Below are 18,473 nucleotides of genomic sequence, written 5' to 3' on the forward strand. Positions count from 1 at the left end.
GGACCGCCTACGCCGACGTCTTCACTGGGTTGCTGCCCGACCTCGAAGCGGGGGCCACGCGGGGTCACCTCGCGCCACGAACTCTCCAGGGCCGGTCCGGCGCGTCCCCAGCGTGGTCGGGCGGGGCGCGCCGGCGCCGTCACTTGGAGCGGCGGAACAGCCCGCGCCGCTTCTTTCCGCTCTCCTGACCGGGCAGAGGGTAGACCGCCGTGGCGGTGGGCTCGGCGGGCGGCGGGCCGACGAGGGGCTCCTGGCCGGGGAACGGCCCCCGGCCCGGGTCACCGGCGTGCGGCGGCTCCAGCGGGAACGGCGCGCCGGGGAACTCACCGGGCCCCTGCGGGACGGCCGGACCACCCTGGGGACCGGGCCCCTGCGGGGACGACGGACCGCCCTGGAGACCGGGACCGCCCTGAGGACCGGGCCCGCCCGGGAACGGCGGACCGTCCGGGTGGAAGGGCTCGGCGCCGTGCGGGGGCGGACCGCCCTGGGGGAGGCCGCCGGGCGCACCGGGGAGGAGGTCGTCGGGCCGGCCCGGCCGCGGGTGGTCGCGGAACTGCTCCGGGCCGGGAGGGAACGGCTCCTGGGCGTGGCTGCGGACGTACGGCGGTTCCTGCGGGAACGGCGCGCCGGGGAACTCACCGGGCCCCTGCGGGACGGCCGGACCGCCCTGGGGACCGGGGCCGTCCGGGGACGGCGGGCCGCCCTGGAGACCGAAACCGCCCTGAGGACCGGGACCGCCCGGGAACGGCGGACCGCCCTGGGGGAAGTCCCCCGGGGGGCCGTACGGCGCGGCGCCGTGGAAGGGGGCCTCCGGCCCCATCGGCCCGTGGGGCGCCTGCCCCTGCGGGTGCTCCACGTAGCCGACGGGCTGCCGGCCGTAGCCCTGCGGCTGGTCGTAGCCGGGCTGGAACTGCTCATGGCCCGACTGGTCGTAGCCCGGCTGAGGCGGGTAGGCCGTGGACTGCTCGTACGCCTGGGGATACTGCTCCGGCGCGTACTCCTCCGGATAGGCCGGGGCGTACATCTGCATGGGGACGAAGCTGATTATCGGGGCGTAGGCCGTACCGCTCTGGTAGGTGCCGTGCGGGAAGCCGGGCGCCGGTCCGTAGCCGGGACCGATCGGGTAGCCCATCGGGCCCATGGCGTCGCCTCGCTGGTGGCCCAGGGCGCGGGGGCCGGCGCGGCGGATGGCCGCGGCGTGGGCCAGGCGGCGCAGCCTGCCCTCGAAGATCAGCACGGCGAACAGCACCAGCAGCACGAGGATCAGCGCCGGGATGGCGAGCTGGCTGCTCAGCGTGGCGCTGTCGAACTCGGAGTTGGCGTTGCGGATCTCGTAGGGCACCGGGGCCGGGGTGGTGTCCTCGAACGTCGGGGCGTTGGTCGGCGCGGGCGTGGCCGTGGGGAGCTCGGTCGGACTCTGCTCCGTGGTGGGGAAGACGACCTCCGACTCCGACTCCTCGGGCGTCGACGGCTGCGTGCCGACGACGGGAGGCGGTTCGATGGGGGCCGAGTTCGACGGCGGCGGGACGACCGGCGGGGCGGTCGTCGCCGGCGGGGCCGTGGTCTTGGGAGGCTTCGGGGTCGGCGTCTTCGGGGGGACGGTGACCGTGGTGGTCACCGTCTTCTGCGGCACCGGGGTGGTCGGCGGCGGCGGCTCCTGCCCGGGGTCCTCGGTGACCGTGACGGTGACGATCGGCGTGGGCTCCTCGCACGGCCCCGCCGGATCGGCGTCACAGCCCGGGATCTCGGAGGGGTCGGCGGCGACCAGGCGGGTGGCCGCGCCGGCCGGGGTGGAGGTGGTGAGGGGCGCCGCGGCCAGCAGCAGCGCGCCGCTCAGCCCCAAGGACATGACAACGGCGGAGACGGCCGCCGTACGCCGTGATCGCGTCACCGGTGCCCTCCGCGGATTTCCCAAACAGACTGAGTCAAGGAAAATACTAGTTGGGCAAAAGTAACAGCAAAGCGCTTTTTACAACACAGGTCGCGACTCACGCCGGCGCTGGACCTTCATCTGCAGCCAGAGCAGCCCCAGCAGGCCCCCGATCGCGGTCCCCACCGCGGGCAGTCCTCGCATCCCGGTCAGGAGTGGACCCGACTCGGCGACCGGCCCGATCTCCCGGCCCGGCCCGTCGACGTCCCGGGGCAGCGGCGCGCCCAGGGGCTGCGGGTCCGTCGTGGCCGCCGACGGCGGCGACGCGGCCGGCGCGGCCAGCGGCATCCGGAGATTCGGGTCGTCCCACACCTGGAGCGGCTGCCCCGGCGCCTGCGGCATCGGTCCTGGCGCCTGCGGCATCGGCCCCGGCAGCTGCGGCACCTCTCCCGTCAGCGGGGGCATCTGCCCGGCCTCGGCCAGCTCCGCCGAGCGCCGCGACACCGTCTCCGCCCTGGCGGCCGCGGCCTCCTCCCGCCGCCCGGCCCGCCGCGCCGCCACCCTCTCCGGCCGGAGCGGGCCGGCGGACGCCCCACCCCGGTCCGGCGCGGCGCTCGGGGTGCCGGAGACCTCCGGCCCGGCCTGCTCGGTCCGGGATCCTCCGGACACAGCGGCGCTCCCCCGAGGCGCCGGGGCCTCCTCCAGGGTCATCCGCATGCCCTCCCCGCCCTTCGGCCGCGGGTCCGGCGGCACCGCCCGCGCCCCGGGCTCCCCCAGAACCTGCGGCGCCGCGAGCGCCGGCGGGTTCAGCGGTGCGACCGGCTCCGGCAGGCTCTGCGGGATCTGGGGGGCCTGCCCCGGGTCCGCGGGGCCGTGCGACGTCACCGGCGAGGCGGGCGGCGTGGACGGCCGGTCCGCGGCCGTCGCGGCACCGGCCGGCCCGGCCTGTCCCGCCGCCTCCGCGCTCCCCGACGCCCCCGCGGGGCTGCCCGGAGGCAGCGGGGGCACGTTCGGGGCGGGCCGGGGCAGGACGGGGTCGGCCCCGACGGTCTGCGCCGCCTTCATGATCTCGGCGATCCTGGAGGCCGGGTTCTCGATCGTGGTCCGGGCCGTGTGCGTGATCCACGCACCGTCGCGGTTGCGCATCCGGGCCACCGCGGTCAGCTCGATGTCCTCGTCCCGGTCGGGCATCGTGAGCAGCACGTCAACCGACCTGCGCGTGTCGACCACCCCGAGGGAGCACATCTGGGCGCCGCCGCCGGGCGGCACCTGGGCGCCCTCCTGCGGGCACTCGATGCTTCTGAGCGCCTCGGCGGGCGTGGTCTCCACCGCCAGCCGCGCGTCGGTGCCGGACCCCTCCAGCCACACCCGGAACCGGATCACGTCGTCGGCGCGGACCCACTGCGACCAGGAGTTGAGCTCGTCGGCCTCGGCCGCCTCGGCGGGGAACGTGGCGGGGTCGTCCGCCCCGACCGCGTACACGGCCGGTCCTCCGCCCAGCACGAGCGCCCCCGTCCCCAGGGCCGACACGACCCGGGCACGCTGCCACCATCCGGTCACCGCACTTCTCCGATCCCCCGATACGGACGTACGCCAACGACACATCCCGCTATTGTTATGTCACAATGCGTAGCCGCTCAACCCTCGCGGAGCTGACCTTGTACGGCGCGCACGATCGGCAGGTCCGCGGGCAGCCACGGCACGTCATACAGCTCGTCCATGGGCAGCCAGCGCAGGTCCAGGTGCTCCTTGGCCTCCGGCTCGCCCTCCACTATCTCGGCCAGCCACACCCGGAGCACGTAACCGCTCGACAGCGGCCAGTCGCCGCCGATCTGCGCCCCGGCCTCGACCAGGACGCCGAGCTCCTCCTGGCACTCCCGGATCAGCGCCGTCCGATCGTCTTCCCCCGGGTCGACCTTTCCACCGGGCAGTTCCCAGCCACCGGCGAGTTCGGGAGGCTCGGCGCGCTGGGCGGCGAGCAACCTGCCGCTGCCGTCGACGATCGCGGCTCCCACAACGACCTTGTCCATGGCCCTCGATTCTGTCAGCCCTGCTCCTTCAACCTGAGCTGTGCGAGAACATCGGGGTTCTGCAGCGGCCGGGTGAACCCCACGATGCCGATGCGGTCCCGATAGGTGGTGACCTTGATCGGCCCGCACAGCCGGCACCTCGCCTCGACCATCTTGCCCGGTGAGACCACCATTCCCACGTGACCGGGCCGGTCGACCCCGGTGCCCGGCCCCGCGTTGAAGAAGACCAGATCCCCGGCCTGCTCGTCGCCCGGTGCGATCTTCACGCCGAAGGGCCACTGACCGAAGGTCGTTCGCGGGATGGTCAGGCCGACGCTCCGGTAGGCCATGTAGATGATCCCCGAGCAGTCGAAGGCGTCCGGTCCGGTGCCGCCCCACAGGTACGGCTTGCCGCGCTGGGCCAGCGCGTAGTCCAGGATCCCGGCGACCGTCTCGGTGGGCGCCGCCGCCACCAGGGGCTCGTCGCAGGCCGCCTCCGCCTCCGGCGGGACGCTGACCGCGCCGTCCTTGGCATATTTCTCGGCGATCTCCATGACCTGGTCGACGTACCACCAGGCCCGGTTGTAGACGAACAGCGAACGCCGCACGTCCTCCGGCGCGCCGTTGCGCTTGAGCATCTTCGCCGCGCCCAGGATGGCGTCGGCCGGGTTGTAGACGTCGGCCCAGCCGTCGTCGTCGCCGTCGGAGGCGTAGCCGTTGAACTGCGACGGAATCTTGATCTTCGCCTTGCCGCCCCAGGTGCCGATCAGGAACTGCATCGGCCCGGCCGCCCCGGCGTAGTTGGTGCCGCTGCGCACCCCGGGGAGCGTGGACCGCCCGTGGTCGGTCTCCCGCTTGCCCACCCCGGCGAGCACGTTCCACTGCACGCCGATCTTCTCGGCGTGCTTGCGGTACAGCTTCAGGTAGTCCGCCGGGATGTCCGAGCCCGCGGTCTCGGACTGCTCGCCCGCGGCCCTGGAGACCTCCTCGCAGTCGGGCAGCCCGCCGCCGGTGAAGGAGGGGAAGGTGCTCATCATCATCATCGGCGCCAGGACCAGGGTGAGCAGGCAGAGCCCGGCGACGGCGATGATGAGGACGAGGCGGACCCGCTTGCCCGTCATCCGCTCTCCCCACTCCGCGCGGACCCGTCGTCGCCGTCCTGGCCTTCGTCGGCCGGCTGCAGATCGTGGACCCGCCAGTCGGCCCCGACCTCGATGAGCGTGACGGCGTAGTCCTCGGTCCGCTCCTTCGGCCCGCTCTTGGCGGTGACGTCCTGGGTGCCGGTGACCACGAACACCACCGAGGTGTTCTGGATCTGCCGGATCTCCTTCACCCGCGCCGTGCCGACGGAGACGACCTCGTCGGCGCGGTTGGCCTCGACGCTGCCCGGGGAGGTGACCGTGCGCAGCAGTACACCGGCGAACTCGGTCGTGGTGTATCCCCTGAGCCGGTCCCCGTAGACCGCCGGGTCCTCGTCGTAGCTGAACGTGCCGTACTCGGCGGTGAAACGCTGGGCGTAGTCGGCGGCGGCGGCCAGCTCCTGCTTGGTCATCGGCAGGTAGGAGTAGACGTCGAAGGGCGCGTTGCTGGCCGTCGCCGACGGCCGGGGCGGCTCGGCGCTCACCGCCGCCCGCGATCCGGGCACCGTACGGCTCACGCCCACCGGATCGGGCTGCGGCCGCCCCTCGTCACCGGAGTCCGGCCACATGGTCAGATAGATCCCGACCGCGGCCAGCATCATGACCAGCACCGCGAAGACCAGCCCTCGACGGCTGCCCCCTTCGACCATCGTCAGTCCTTGTCGGGGTTGGACGCGCGGAGCCAGAAGGGCGCGGCCGTCTCATCGGTCCCCCCGCCCCGCTCGGACCGGCTGGGCAGCCAGAGCGGGGGCGCCTCGGACGACCTGTCCGCGCGCCCGCCGTTCCCCGACCTGCCGGAGCCGCCGAAGATGCCGCCCCCCGACCCCGAGGAGTCGCGGGAGCCCCCGAAGATGCCGCCGCCGGATCCCGAGGAGCTCCGGGAGCCGCCGCGTGGCGCGGAGCCCGAGCCGGAACCGTTGCGCGATCCCGAGCCGCGCGGCTCCGGAGCGCGCGAGCCGGAGTCCCAGCGCCGGGAGCCGCCGCCGGGGCCGAAGACGCTCCCGCCCGACCGTCCGCCGCCCGACGAGGACGACGGCGACCCGCCGGAGGACCGGCCGCCGGAGGAGGCCGGGGAGGACCCGCCCGCCGACCCGCCCTGCGGGGCCCAGCCGCCGGAGCGGCCGCTGAACCAGCCGCCCCCGCCACCGCGGGTGGAGCCCCCGGAGCCGGAACGGGCCGGGGCGGCGCCGCCCGCGGTGGTGCCGCCCGTCGCGGTGCCGCCGGAGAGGTTGAGCGGCGGCGCCGCGCCGGCGCGCGCCGCGGTGACCGGCCGGCCGGTGGCCTTGCGCCGCGTGCCCGTCTGGGCGTCGGTGTCCAGCGGCGCGGGCTGCGCGCCGGCCGGGATCCGGGCGCCGGAGGGCGTGTTCGCCGCCGAGCCGCCCTCCTCCCCGCGGACCTTGCCCTGGGCGACCGCCGCGGCCGCCGTCGCGACCGAGGCGCCGCCGGCGAGCGCGGCCGCCTGCAGCACGGGCTCCGCCTTGCGCATGCCCCAGCGGCCCACCCGGGCCGCCGCGACCGGCGGCAGCACGCCCGCCGCGCGCTGCAGGGTCGGCGCGGAGGCCGCGTCGCCCAGCATCCGGGTGGTGAGCGTGTGCCCGTCCATGGAGGCGAACAGGTGCTGGAACGGCCGGCGGTAGAAGAAGACCGCGATCGTCAGCAGGGCCATGAACATGACCTGCATGCCCCACGGCATCGCCGTGGAGATGATCAGGGCGTAGCCGTACACCAGGACGCCCAGGACCAGCGTCAGCACCGCCTGCCTGAGCAGGGTGCCGACCACCATCTCCACCCAGCGCATCGCGATGATCCGGCCGGACCCCGGATGCACGCCGATCAGCAGGAAGACCGGCGCGAGGATCAGCAGCAGCAGGAACCCGACCTTGAGCACCAGCAGCGAGACGGCCACCAGGAAGATCAGCAGTCCGGCGACCATCGCGGCCAGCAGCGCGCCGATCGCGATGCCCAGCCTGTTTGTCCAATCCTTTCCCTGGAAGAGGAAGAAGATCGGCGTGTTCTCCAGCTTGTCGGCGATCTCCGCCTCGTATCGTGCCTGGTGGGCGCTGACGTTCGGGATTTGCGTCGCCCGCAGCTCGGTCTCGTCGATGGCCTGGACGTCCAGCAACTTGGCGGCGTATGCCGCCACCTGGGGCGCCGCCGGGTCGGCGGTGCCGAACTCGCCCATCAGCCACGGCTTGCAGATCAGGGTGGACCAGAGCGCCTCGGCGTTCTGTTCGACCCCCGGGACGCCGGTCTGGCCGTAACCACCGGACTTCATCTGGGGATTGGTGTCACCCTTGGCAGGAACGCAGGATGTCCCGCCCGCGCCGGGCAGCCCGGAGAAGGCCGAGTTGACGACCTCGCTGGTCTTGTCGGTGACCAGCTTGCCCATGCCGGTGAAGTCGCCGGGGCGGCTGAAGAACCAGACCGCGACGGTGACCGCGAGGACCATCCAGATGACGCCCTCGGCGGTCGTGGTCGCGCGTTTGCGGATCAGGCCGTACCAGGCCAGCCAGATGGCGCCGAGGATCACGATCGGCCGCAGGTACGGCCAGTACATCGCGTTGGACAGGCTGATCACGATGTCGTCGACGACAGCCTTGATCGACTCCAGCGGGCCCTCGGTGGCCGCGGCCTGATAGGTCGTGATGGTCAGCCGGTCGAGTGCCTTGGCCCACGAGAAGATCGTGTTGGCCATCGTGTTGCCCATCACCGCCGCGACGTCGTCGCAGCCGAGCTGGTGGGTGTGCCAGAACTGGCCGCTCATGCCGTAGGTGGCGTAGTTGCCCTGCGGGGCCGGGGCGGAGGTCGGCGCCGGCGCGGCCGGCGCCTCCGGTCTGGCCGCCGCCGCTCCCGCCGTCTCCGGGGCCGGCGGCTTGAGCAGGCCGTCCACGCCCGAGCCGACGACCTCGGGAGCCAGGTCCGGCGAGAGGTCGCAGGGAGCGGCGGCGACGGCGGTGGACGTGCCCGCCGGCGACAGCAGCGGGAGCGCGAGAAACGCGGCCAGCGCCACCAGCGCGATGACGATCCGCCTGCGTAGTCGTCCCTTGCGGGAGTTCTTCAGCCCCTTGCGGGAGCCCTTCATGACCGCACCTCCAGCGCCGCAGCCCCCGGCCTACTGACTCTGTCGCCCCCGGAAAGATCATGCACGTTCTCGCCCGGTTTGTCGTGGGTCGGATTCGTATCGAGCCACCGCACCAGCTCGTCGGAGATGAGGTCCACCCCTATACGGCCCGCACGACCGTCCAGATCTCGGAAGACACACTCGCCGTTGCCCAGCGAGCGCAGGATCGCCTTGTGCTCCTCCGAGGGCTCCACCCCGAGCAGCGCCATCACGTGCTCCACCTCGACCCGCTCGGTCGAGCGGAAGGCGAACACCGACGACAGGCAGTTCGTCACCTGCTCGTTCAGCAGGTCGCCGGCGTTCTGCGAGACCAGCACCAGGGCGGTGTTGCGGGAGCGGCCCATCCGGCTGACCTCGGGCACCAGCTTGGCGCCCTCCGGCGTGGAGGTGATGGCCCAGGCCTCGTCCAGGAAGATCGCCTTGGGGGTCCGCCGGTCGAGGCCGTTCATCAGGCCCCGGGCGAACTGGGCGACCAGGTAGAGCAGCGCCACCGACAGCCGCTGCTCGTAGGAGTAGTCGTCACGGCCGGTGGAGGCGTCCGGGAGGGTCAGGCCGCCGAGGGTGAAGACCGTGGTCCAGCCCTCGGTGTCGATCTGGTCGCCGCCCGAGGGGTCGAAGCAGAGCCGGGCCAGATGCATCTCCGACATCGAGCGGAGCACGGCGCCCAGGTTCTTGGAGGCGGCGTCCTCGGTCTGCTCCAGGAAGTCGACGACCTTGCCCAGCGAGGGGTCCACACCGTTGGAGACCGCCGCGACCGCCTGGATCATCGCCGACTCGCGCTCCTCCGACATGCGCGGGAGCAGCAGCCGCAGGGTCTCGCTGGCCATCGTCTTCTTGGCCGCGATGTCCTCGCCGAAGGAGAACGGGTCGAGCAGGCCCGGCGCGGCCGAGCCGAGCGGGATGACCCGCGCCTTCCGGCCCCGCCGCTGCAGCAGCTGGACCAGGGAGTCGGCGTCGCCCTTGGGGTCGATGACCGCGACCGTCACGCCGCGCAACGCCATCTGGTAGATCATCAGCAGTGCGAGCGTGGTCTTGCCGCCGCCGGGCTCGCCGGTGATCGCGATGGCCGTCGGCCGGTTGCGCGTGGCCGCCACCAGCGGGTCGAAGTGCACGATGCTCCGGGCCCGGCCCAGGGTCTCCCCGACGTAGGGTCCCATCCAGCCGGCGTTGGCCTCGTCCGCCCGGTCGCCCAGGTCCACGGTGGCGGTCGCCATCCCGCCGGCGATGGTGCGCAGCGGCTGCCGCTGCGCGTAGGCGTTGACCCGGACCCGCTCGCCCGGCAGCGCCTCGCAGAACAGCGAGAACTGGTCGCCGGTGGAGTTGACGATGTCGATGCCCAGGTCGCGGTAGTGCTCCACGACCGCCTCGACCCGCTGTATGCAGATCTCCTCCGTCGGAGCGGACACGATCAACCGGTGCCAGCCGTACACGAAGGGCAGGCGCTCCTTGGTGATGCCGTGCTCCAGCATGCGGGCCGCGTCGATCTGCTCGGCCAGCGCCAGCGGCGCCTCGGCGCCCGCCTCCCGGATGTGGATGTCCATGTCACGGGCGTGGGCGAGCTTGCGCGCCACGTCCTTGCTGGCCTTGACCGGCGAGATCAGCCGCATCCTCGAACTGATCTCCACCGGGAAGGGGAGCTGGTCGGCGAAGTGCATCCACGGCTCGCCGTCGGGGAAGGGCATCAGGTCGGGGAACCGGGCGAAGGACAGGTGCGCGACGTAGGAGTCGCCGTCGGGCTGCTCGATCCGGAGCAGCGACCTGCCGTTGTGGATCTGCCCCTCGACGAGGGACTCGATCTCGCCCTGGCCCCAGCGCCGCTTGGGGCTGGCCGAGGCGGGCGGATCGCCCAGCGAGCCGGTCGCGGCGTGCTGGAAGAGCCAGGCGATCTCGGTGGAGGTGGCGTGCCGGGCGTACAGGGCGCTGGCGGACAGGGCCCGGCCCAGCCGCTCCGCCTGCTCCGACCACTTGGCGATCTCCGCCTTGGGGACGTGGTCGTCGTCGATGCCCAGGACCTTCTCGCTGCGCTGGTAGAGGCCGAAGAGCTGGGACAGCACCCCGGTGCCGAGCTGCCTGCCGCGCGCGCCGAGCCGTACGCCGAGATAGACCTCCTTGCTCCAGAAGTCCTTCGCCCAGACGTGCCGGTACATCTCCTCGAGGTAGTCGCGCCAGCCGGGGCCCTCGTCGGAGGTGGCGTTCAGCGCCATGGCCCACTCGGCCGCCGGGTAGGTGCGGTGCGCCACCCGCAGGTGCACCTCGGCGTCCGGCATCCGGATCGCCGCCAGGGCGATCGTGATGTTGGTGACCAGCGCCTCCCGCTCCTCGGGGGTGACGAACTCGTAACTCACGGTCGGCAACCGGAAGTAGGCCCAGACCGACGAGTCGGTCAGCAGGATCCGGTCGTCGAAATATCGGACGGCGAGACGACTGCGTGCCCGCGAGGCGCGGCTCACACGACCTCCTTCACCGGCCGCGTGGCCGGACCCCTGTGACCGGCGGCTCGCCCGCCACGCTCGCTCACGTGCCCACCTCGTTACGCCCGTTCACCACGTCTCCTCGCGCCCGGGGGATCACTGGGCCAATTCCTCCTCGCTGGGTCGGATCGCCTGTGCCGCTCCGAAACCCGCCACCACGACTCCGGCCAGCGCGAGATACGCCCGGCGGCCCGGCGCCCGCAGGTGCGACGGCTCCACCCGCTCGGACCTGTCGGGGGCCAGCTCGTCCTCCCAGGGCACCCGCACGATCGCCCGGCACCGGCCGCGCGCGACCGCCTCGGCCTGCTCCACGTCGCCCATGCTGCGGCGGCTCACCCCGTTGACGACCATGATCGCGCGTCGGCGGAGGTCCGCGCAGCCGTGGCCGTCGAGCCACTCGTAGGTCATGGCCACCGCGTCCGGGCCGTCCTCGCTGGCCGGCACGACCAGGACGAGCTGGTCGGCGTAGGGCAGCACCCGCGCGGCCAGCGCCGCCGCCGGGTCCATGACGATCAGCTTGTAGTGCCGGTCGAGCATGTCCATCGTCTGGCTGAGCCGCCGGTCGGAGAAGAGCGTGCGGTCGGAGAGCCGCTGCTCGGCCCCGGAGTCGCTGTCGCCGGCGATGACTTCGAGGCCGGAGGCGCAGCGGCTGGTGTAGGCGCGCATGCCCAGATAGCCGTGGACGTTGTCGAGGCCGGCCAGCAGGGAGGTCAGGGTCTCGGGCGACTCACCCTGGATCCGGCTGGACAGGGCGTGGATGCCGATGTTGGCGTCGACCGCGAGCACCCGGTCCTCGCGGTATCTGGCGAGGGTGTGGCCGAGCATGAGGGCGGTCGTGGTCTGCCCGGCGCCGCCGGTGCAGCCCAGCACCACCACCCGGCGGCTGCCGGCGAACACCGCCCTGGTCCGTGCCTCGTCGATCTCCGATCCGTCCGTACGGCCCGTGCCGCCGGGCCCGATGACCACCTGGGCCAGCCGTCGCCAGCCTCCCGAGGAGTCGCGGCCGACGACCGACTCCACCCGGCGCACCCTGGCCTCGCCATGGGTGGGCCGGGGCACCGGCACCGCGGGCGCCACCGGGTCGGCCTTGGCCTCGGCCCCGGACGGGACCGCCCGGATCGACACGCCCGCCGACGTCCCCGCGGGCCGGTCCTGCTGCCAGGTCCTCGGCGTCTCGGCGGACTGCCCCATCGGCGCCGGCTGCCCCTTGCGGTGCCTGGTCCACAGGCCGTTGTCGGCCTCCGCCGCCGCGTCGCCCGCCCGCACCTCCGGTCCGGCGGGCCGCCGGACCGGGGCGGGCCCGATGAACCGCGGCTCGGCGGGAGCCTGCTCGGCGGGACCCGCCGCGGCCGCGGGCCGCTCGGGCAGCACAGGCCGTCCGGGCCGCTCGACCGGCGTGGGCCGCCCGGCGGGGTCGGCGGGGGCCGCGGACCGCTCCAGGGCCTCCTCAGCAGTCGTGGACCGCTCGACGGCCTCCTCGGCGGTCGTGGGCCGCTCGGGGAGCCGGCCGGCGGCCCTGGGGGCGGCCACGGGCCGCTCGGCGGGAGCGGTGGAGGCGGTGCCCGTTTGAGCCCCGTCCTGACCGGTCCCGGCCGGAGCGGGGCGCTCGGACTCTGCCGAGGCGGCGAGCCTGCGCAGCCGCCGCAACGCCTCGGTGCCGATCGGCGCGACCGGATCGGCGGGAGCCTGCCCGGGCGGGGAGAGCGGCGCGGCCGGGGCCGCCGGAGCGGGGTCGGCCGGGATCTTGACCAGTGCGGCGGCGGCCGCGGGCGGCGGAGCGAGGGAGACCCGCTCGACCGGCTCCGCCGGAGCGGAGGCGGCCCGCGTCGTCGAAGGGGAGACGGCAGGCGTGGCGGGAGCGGCGGCCACGGGCCCCTCGGCGGGGACCGCCTGCCCGAGGGCCGGAGCGGCCCATGGTGGGCAGCATCGAATCTGCCGGGAGGCAAAGAATGATTATGAAGAGTGTGGGCTGGCGTCGTTTCCATGCGGCCGTGGCGTCAGCGGCCGTGGCCGCGTCCGTCGGTGCGCCGGCGGTGGGTCCGGCTCACGCATCGTCGTCCGGATATGATCGGGCGGCCTTGCAGGCGGATCTGGATGCGATCCGCGACGCCGGCACGCTGGGAGTGCAGGCGCGGGTGGTCTCACCCGGCGGTGACCTGGCCGCGGCGAGCGGTACGGCGGTGCGGGGCCGCAACGTGCCGATCCCGCTCGACGGGCACTTCCGGATGGGCAGCAACACCAAGACCTTCGTCGCTGCTGTGATCTTGCAGTTGGAGGCGGAGGGCCGCCTGTCCCTTGACGACAGCGTCGAACGGTGGCTTCCCGGGCTGGTGCGCGGCAACGGCAACGACGGGCGCGCGATCACCATCAGAAACCTGCTCCAGCACACCAGCGGCCTGTATGACTCCGTGGGCGACATCGAGGAGAAGATGCGCACCGAGCGGGGCTACCGCACCTACCGGTTCCTGCGCATGAACCCGCGGCGGCTGGTGGCTCTCAGCGTCGGCCACCGCCCGCTCTTCGCCCCCGGCGCCCGCTGGAGCTATTCGAACATCAACTACCTCTTGGCCGGGCTGGTCATCGAGCGGGCCACCGGGAACTCCTGGCGCAAGGAGGTGAAGCGCCGGATCATCACGCCGCTGCGGCTGCGGAACACGACGTTGCCCGGCGACTCCCCGCTCCTGCCCAAGCCGCACGTGCAGAGCTACACCCAGGACGCCAAGACCTCCCGGCCGTTCCGCGTCACCCTGCTCAGTCTCGGCTGGGCCGGTGCGGCGGGGGAGGCCGTCACCACCACCGGCGACCTGAGCAGGTTCTGGCGTGCGCTGCTGGGCGGGAAGCTACTGCCGCCGCAGCAGCTGAAGAAGATGACGACCACGGTTCCCATCGGCGCGCCCGGCAGGGAGTTCGGCCTGGGCATGGCCAAGCAGCGACTGAGCTGCGGGGTCACGGCCTGGTCGCACCCCGGCGGCACACCCGGGTTCATCACCGACAACGCCGTCACCCAGGACGGCCGCACCAGCGTGATCGTCTCACGCACCACCTACCCCGGCACACGAGAGCAGGGCCAAGCCACTGCCCACCTGATCGACAACGCACTCTGCGGCACCTCACCGACCGACTGATCATCTCGTGCGGCAGGACCGGTAGCGATGGTCATGGGGTGCCGCGGCGGCACCCCTCGTCATCGAGTGGTGCCGGGGGTGTCCGAGCGGCCGCCGGTGGCCGCGGCGGTGACATTCCCGGCCACCAGCCGCGCACCGGTGCTACCGAGGACGGCCGCGCCCTCCTCGCCGACGGCGCACCCGCCAAGCAGGACCCCCGATGTCCTGGCCCTTCTCGACACCACCCCGTGCGGGAAGTGGGCGCACCGCTCCCCGCTATCCGGTGTGCCCGTCGCCGGGCGGGTCCCCGGCTGCCACGCGGGCGGTGACCAGGCCCGATTCGTAGGCCACGATGACCGCCTGGGCGCGGTCGCGGACGGCGAGCTTGTCGAAGATGCTGGTGATGTAGTTCTTGACCGTGGAGAGGCTGATGTCCAGGGTTCGGGAGATCCCGGTGTTGTCGAGGCCGGTGGCCATCAGACGCCACACCTCGACCTCGCGGGGCGTGAGTTCACCCAGGCCGGTAGGGGTCGGCCGCGTACCATGGGGTGCCCGTACGTAGGTGGAGATCAGCCGGGTGAGCAGGCGCGGCGCCACGGCGGCCTCACCGGCGTGGACGGTGCGGATCGCCGCGCTCAGGTCCTCCGGGGAGCTGTCCTTGGGCAGGAACCCGTAGGCTCCGGCGCGCAGGGCGCCCACGACGTACTCGTCGAGGTCGAAGGTGCTCAGGGCCAGGACCCGGCAGTCGGGCACGGTGGCGGCGAGTTCCCTGGTCGCGCCGACCCCGTCGAGGACCGGCATCCGGATGTCCATCACCACGACGTCGGGGCGCAGTCGGCGGGCGAGGGTGACGGCCTGCGCGCCGTTCTCGGCCTCTCCCACCACCTCGAAGGACGGGTCGGGGGAGAGGATCAGCGACAGGCCGCGCCGGACCAGCGGCTGGTCGTCCACGATCAGCACCCTGATCCTCGGTAGCGTCGGCCCGGTCCCGGTCATCGATGTGCCTCCTCGTGCTGGACGGCCGCCTCGGCCGCCTCGTCCATGGTCAGCGGCAGGTCGGCCACCACGGCGAACCCCCCGCCGGCCTGCGGGCCGGCGCTGAGGGTGCCGCCGTGCAGGGCGACGCGCTCGCGCATGCCGATCAGGCCGTAACCGCCGGAGCCCGCCGTCGGTGCCCTCTCCTGCGGCGGTGTGCCCCCGCCGTCGTCCCACACCTCGAGGGTGATCCGCTCCTGGCGGTACGTCAGCCGTACGGAGGCGCGGGCGGGCCCCGCGTGCTTGCGGGCGTTGGTGAGGGCCTCCTGGGCGATTCTGAACACCGTGAGGCCGACGGTCGGCGGCAGCGGGCGCCGCTGCCCGTGGATGCTGAACTCGGTCGGCAGCCCGGCAAGGCGGGACTCGGCCACCAGGCGGTCGAGGTCGTCGGCGCCGGGCTGGGGCAGCGACGGCGCGGCCTCCGGTTCGTCGCCGGCCCGCAGCACGTCGAGGAGCTGGCGCATCTCGCGCAGCGCGAGCCGCCCGGAGGACTCCAGGGTGACCAGGGCGTCCCGGACCACCTCCGGTTCGGCGATGTTGGCCCGGGCTCCGCCGGCCATCAGCTGCATGGTGGTGATGTGGTGGGCCACGATGTCATGCAACTCCCGTGCGATACGGCGGCGTTCGTCGGCCACCGCACGGTCGGCAAGGAGTCTGCGGTTGGCCGCCACCTGTTGCTGCCAGCGGTTGACCGCCATGGCGGCGCCGACGACGATCAGGGTGGACAGGGGCGCGAAAACGGCGTCCTGCCAGGGCGGAACCCGGCCGCCGCTCTGGCTCAGCAGCGTCAGCGACACCGTCGCGACGGCCGCGACCGCGGTCACCCGGCTGCGGCAGGCCCTGGCGACCGAGTACAGGGCGACCAGCAGGACGGCACCGAAGTGGCTGGGCAGCGGCACGGTCAGGGTGGCCGTCGCATCGAGCACCAGTACGGCGGCGAGCGCCGCCACCGGATGGCGGCGCCGGGCGAGCAGCGGCAGGGCCGCCAGCGCGACGAGGAGGAACCCGACCACGCTCACGGCGTATCGGCCGTCGGGGTCGTCGAAGAACACGTAGCTGAGCAGGTTCATCACACACGCCCCGCCGGTCACGAGTGCGTCGTTGCGGGTCCACGGCGGCTCGGCGCTGTCGATGTGCGGCAGCTCCCGGGCATCGCCAGGCCCGACGTGTCGGTCCCTGGGCATGTCTGTTCCCCCTGTATCCGGCCTCCCGGCCCCCGGATCAGGGTTGCACAGCAGCCGCGGTGGCAGCACCGTCGGCGGCGGTCCGCGGCCCCCGTCCCGGACGCGGCCCCGGTCCGGGACCAGGACCAGGGTCCTGGTCCCGGACCGGGGGAAGGACCCAGGGCCCCGGTCCGGATCATCCGCCGCCAGGAGGTTTGCCGCCTCTCGGAGTGATGGTCTGGATACCGGCCGGGAGCCCCCGGCAGACGTCCGCAGTCAATACCGTCCGCCGGAGGACATCGTGATCCGTGCCCTGACCGGATACTCCACCAGACACCCATGGAGGGTCATCGCCCTCTGGGTGGTGCTGGGTGTCGTGCTGAGCGCCCTGACCCCGACACTGATCGCCGGCGTCACCCAGAACCAGACCGGGAACTTCCTGCCCCGCAGCTACGACTCGGCCGCCGCGCTGCACATCGCCCAGGAGCGGTTCGGGGTGAACCCCGACGCCACCACCGTGACGGTGCTGGTCGCCCGGTCCGACGGCAAGGCCCTCAGCGCCGCCGACCAGAAGCGGGTCGAGGCCGAGGCGGCGAAGCTGGGCAAGCGCCGGGTGATCATGCCGAGGGAAGACGACGGCCCGCAGTTCCTGGTCCCGGACCGCTCCCAGACGCCCCGGATCGCCCCGGCGATGATGGCGCCCGACCGGAGTTTCGAACTGCTCTCCGTCGAGCTGATCGGCAATCGCACGGACAAGGGAGTCCAGGGCGTCTACCGGACCTTCCGGGACGCCGCCCGGACGCAGTTCTCCGAGGCGGGGATGCGCACCGGTTTCACCGGTGCTCTCGCCGACACCGTCGACACCACCGATTCCCACAAGACCGCCGCGATGGTCGGGGGCGCCCTCATCATGGGACTCATCATCCTGCTCAACGTGCTGGCGTTCCGCAGTGCACTGGCAGCCCTGCTGCCGCTGCTCGCGGTCGCCATGATCGGCTTCGTGGCGACCGGAGCCGTCGTGGGTGGCGCGATGCTCACCGGGCGCAAACTCGACCCGGGCATCACGGGGGTGATCAACGTGGTCCTGCTCGGCATCGGCATCGACTACCTGTTGTTCCTGCTGTTCCGCTTCCGCGAGCAACTGCGGGCCCGGCCCGAGCAGTCAGCCCGCGAGGCGGCCGAGCAGGTCTCCGGCCGGGTGGGCACCGCCATCACCTCGGCGGCGCTGACCATCGTGGCCGCCTTCGCCACGCTGGGCGTGGCGACCTTCGGGCAGTTCCGCTCGATGGGCCCCGCGATCGCCATCGCGGTCCTGGTGACGCTGCTCGGCAGCCTCACCCTGCTGCCGGCACTGCTCGCGGCCACCGGCCGCAAGATGTTCTGGCCCTCCCGGACCCTTGGCCACGAGCCGCGCGAGGGCCGTGCCGCCCGCTTCGGGGCACTGGTCACGCGACGACCGCTGACGATGCTGACCGGCTCCGTCGCCCTGCTTGCCGCGCTGGCCGCCGGGCTGGTCGGCATCCACATGGACTACGGCCGTGGCGGCTCTGACGCCCGGACCCCCGCCGCGGCCACCGCGGCCGAGATCTCCCGCACGCTGCCGGCCGGCGTGTCGGATCCGACGAGCGTCTTCGTCACCGCCACCGACGGCGGAGTCCTCACCGCCGGTCGGCTCGACGGCCTCTCCCGTGCGCTCACCCAGGTCAAGGGCGTGGGCCAGGTCGCGCGGACCGTCCTGAACAAGGACCACCGCGCCGCCAGGATCGACCTGTACACGACCGCGGACCCGCAGAGCCAGCAGGCCCGCGACCTGGCCTCCGGACCGATCCGGGCCGCGGTCGCCCAGCACACGCCCGCCGGGACGACGGCACACGTGGGCGGGACGGCGGCGATCATCGCCGACATCTCGGCCGCCGTCGACCACGACCTGAAGATCGTGTTCCCGGTCGCGGCCGGGCTGATCGCGCTGATCCTCCTGCTGCTCCTGCGCAGCCTGCTCGCACCGGTGGTCCTGATGTTCTCCGTCGGGCTCGGCTTCGCCGCGACCCTCGGTGCCGCCACGCTGCTGTTCCAGCACGCCCTCGGCACTCCGGGCGTCAGCTACACCCTCCCGCTGGTGCTGTTCCTGTTCGTCGTGGCGCTGGGCACCGACTACAACATCCTCATCGCCGACCGGATCCGGGAGGAGATGCAGCGACCGGGCCCGGCCCGCGCCGCCGTGGCCCGCGCGGTACGGCACACGACACCGGCCATCGCGACGGCCGGCCTGGTGCTGGCCGCCTCCTTCGCCAGCCTCGTCACGTCCCCGGGCAACGAGCAGATGGCCTTCGCGATGACGCTGGGCATCATGCTCTCCGCGCTCGTCGTGTCGCTGGCGCTGGTCCCCGCCCTCGCCGCACTCCTCGGCCGGGCCATGTGGTGGCCGCTCCGCCCGCGGCCCACCAAGGACGGCCACAGGCAGGACCGTGCGACCGGACCTGCTCCGGAACCCGACCGGGTCACGGCCTGCTGAGGCTTGGACCGGAGCCCGGCCCCGAAACGGCGGTCGGGGCCGTCAACCA

Annotated in this window: 12 protein-coding genes; 2 read left to right on the plus strand and 10 right to left on the minus strand. The window is 73.3% G+C overall.

The window, feature by feature from the left end:
* Positions 1-139 precede the first annotated feature (139 nt).
* From ACWDS7_RS04665 to ACWDS7_RS04700, 8 genes are all read right to left on the minus strand, one after another.
* Positions 140-1,891 carry a hypothetical protein gene (locus tag ACWDS7_RS04665; protein ID WP_451928114.1) on the minus strand — a complete coding sequence of 584 codons (1,752 nt, stop codon included), beginning with the start codon at positions 1,889-1,891 and terminating at the stop codon, positions 140-142.
* Between the two features lie 78 nt (positions 1,892-1,969).
* Positions 1,970-3,430, minus strand: coding sequence for a hypothetical protein (locus ACWDS7_RS04670; protein WP_451928115.1), 1,461 nt, complete (start codon positions 3,428-3,430; stop codon positions 1,970-1,972).
* 77 nt (positions 3,431-3,507) lie between these two features.
* Positions 3,508-3,900, minus strand: coding sequence for a (deoxy)nucleoside triphosphate pyrophosphohydrolase (locus tag ACWDS7_RS04675; RefSeq protein ID WP_306863983.1), 393 nt, complete (start codon positions 3,898-3,900; stop codon positions 3,508-3,510).
* Between the two features lie 14 nt (positions 3,901-3,914).
* Positions 3,915-5,000, minus strand: a complete 1,086-nt coding sequence (locus ACWDS7_RS04680) for a C40 family peptidase (RefSeq protein ID WP_451928116.1) — start codon at positions 4,998-5,000, stop codon at positions 3,915-3,917.
* Positions 4,997-5,668, minus strand: coding sequence for a hypothetical protein (locus tag ACWDS7_RS04685; protein WP_451928117.1), 672 nt, complete (start codon positions 5,666-5,668; stop codon positions 4,997-4,999). The genes ACWDS7_RS04680 and ACWDS7_RS04685 overlap by 4 nt, the downstream gene beginning before the upstream one ends.
* A gap of 2 nt (positions 5,669-5,670) precedes the next feature.
* Positions 5,671-8,100, minus strand: coding sequence for a type IV secretion system protein (locus ACWDS7_RS04690; protein WP_451928118.1), 2,430 nt, complete (start codon positions 8,098-8,100; stop codon positions 5,671-5,673).
* Complete coding sequence (locus ACWDS7_RS04695; RefSeq protein WP_451928119.1) at positions 8,097-10,589, minus strand: ATP-binding protein; 2,493 nt, start codon at positions 10,587-10,589, stop codon at positions 8,097-8,099. Before ACWDS7_RS04695 ends, ACWDS7_RS04690 begins: the two co-directional genes overlap by 4 nt.
* 117 nt (positions 10,590-10,706) lie before the next feature.
* On the minus strand, positions 10,707-12,479 hold the full coding sequence (locus tag ACWDS7_RS04700; RefSeq protein ID WP_451928120.1) for a hypothetical protein: 1,773 nt from the start codon (positions 12,477-12,479) through the stop codon (positions 10,707-10,709).
* Between the two features lie 209 nt (positions 12,480-12,688).
* Here ACWDS7_RS04700 and ACWDS7_RS04705 point away from each other — a divergent pair, with 209 nt between their 5' ends.
* Positions 12,689-13,735: a serine hydrolase domain-containing protein gene (locus ACWDS7_RS04705; RefSeq protein ID WP_451928121.1), complete on the plus strand. Its 1,047-nt coding sequence runs from the start codon at positions 12,689-12,691 to the stop codon at positions 13,733-13,735.
* A gap of 255 nt (positions 13,736-13,990) precedes the next feature.
* Here the strand turns inward: ACWDS7_RS04705 and ACWDS7_RS04710 are convergent, their stop codons facing one another.
* Positions 13,991-14,710, minus strand: a complete 720-nt coding sequence (locus ACWDS7_RS04710; protein ID WP_012892675.1) for a response regulator — start codon at positions 14,708-14,710, stop codon at positions 13,991-13,993.
* Positions 14,707-15,933: a sensor histidine kinase gene (locus ACWDS7_RS04715; protein ID WP_451928122.1), complete on the minus strand. Its 1,227-nt coding sequence runs from the start codon at positions 15,931-15,933 to the stop codon at positions 14,707-14,709. The genes ACWDS7_RS04710 and ACWDS7_RS04715 overlap by 4 nt, the downstream gene beginning before the upstream one ends.
* A gap of 280 nt (positions 15,934-16,213) precedes the next feature.
* Between ACWDS7_RS04715 and ACWDS7_RS04720 the strand changes: the two genes are divergently transcribed.
* Positions 16,214-18,424 (plus strand): MMPL family transporter, encoded by a 2,211-nt coding sequence (locus ACWDS7_RS04720; RefSeq protein WP_451928123.1) that lies wholly within the window; start codon positions 16,214-16,216, stop codon positions 18,422-18,424.
* Positions 18,425-18,473 lie beyond the last annotated feature (49 nt).

It is taken from the genome of Streptosporangium sp. NPDC003464 (assembly GCF_053588315.1).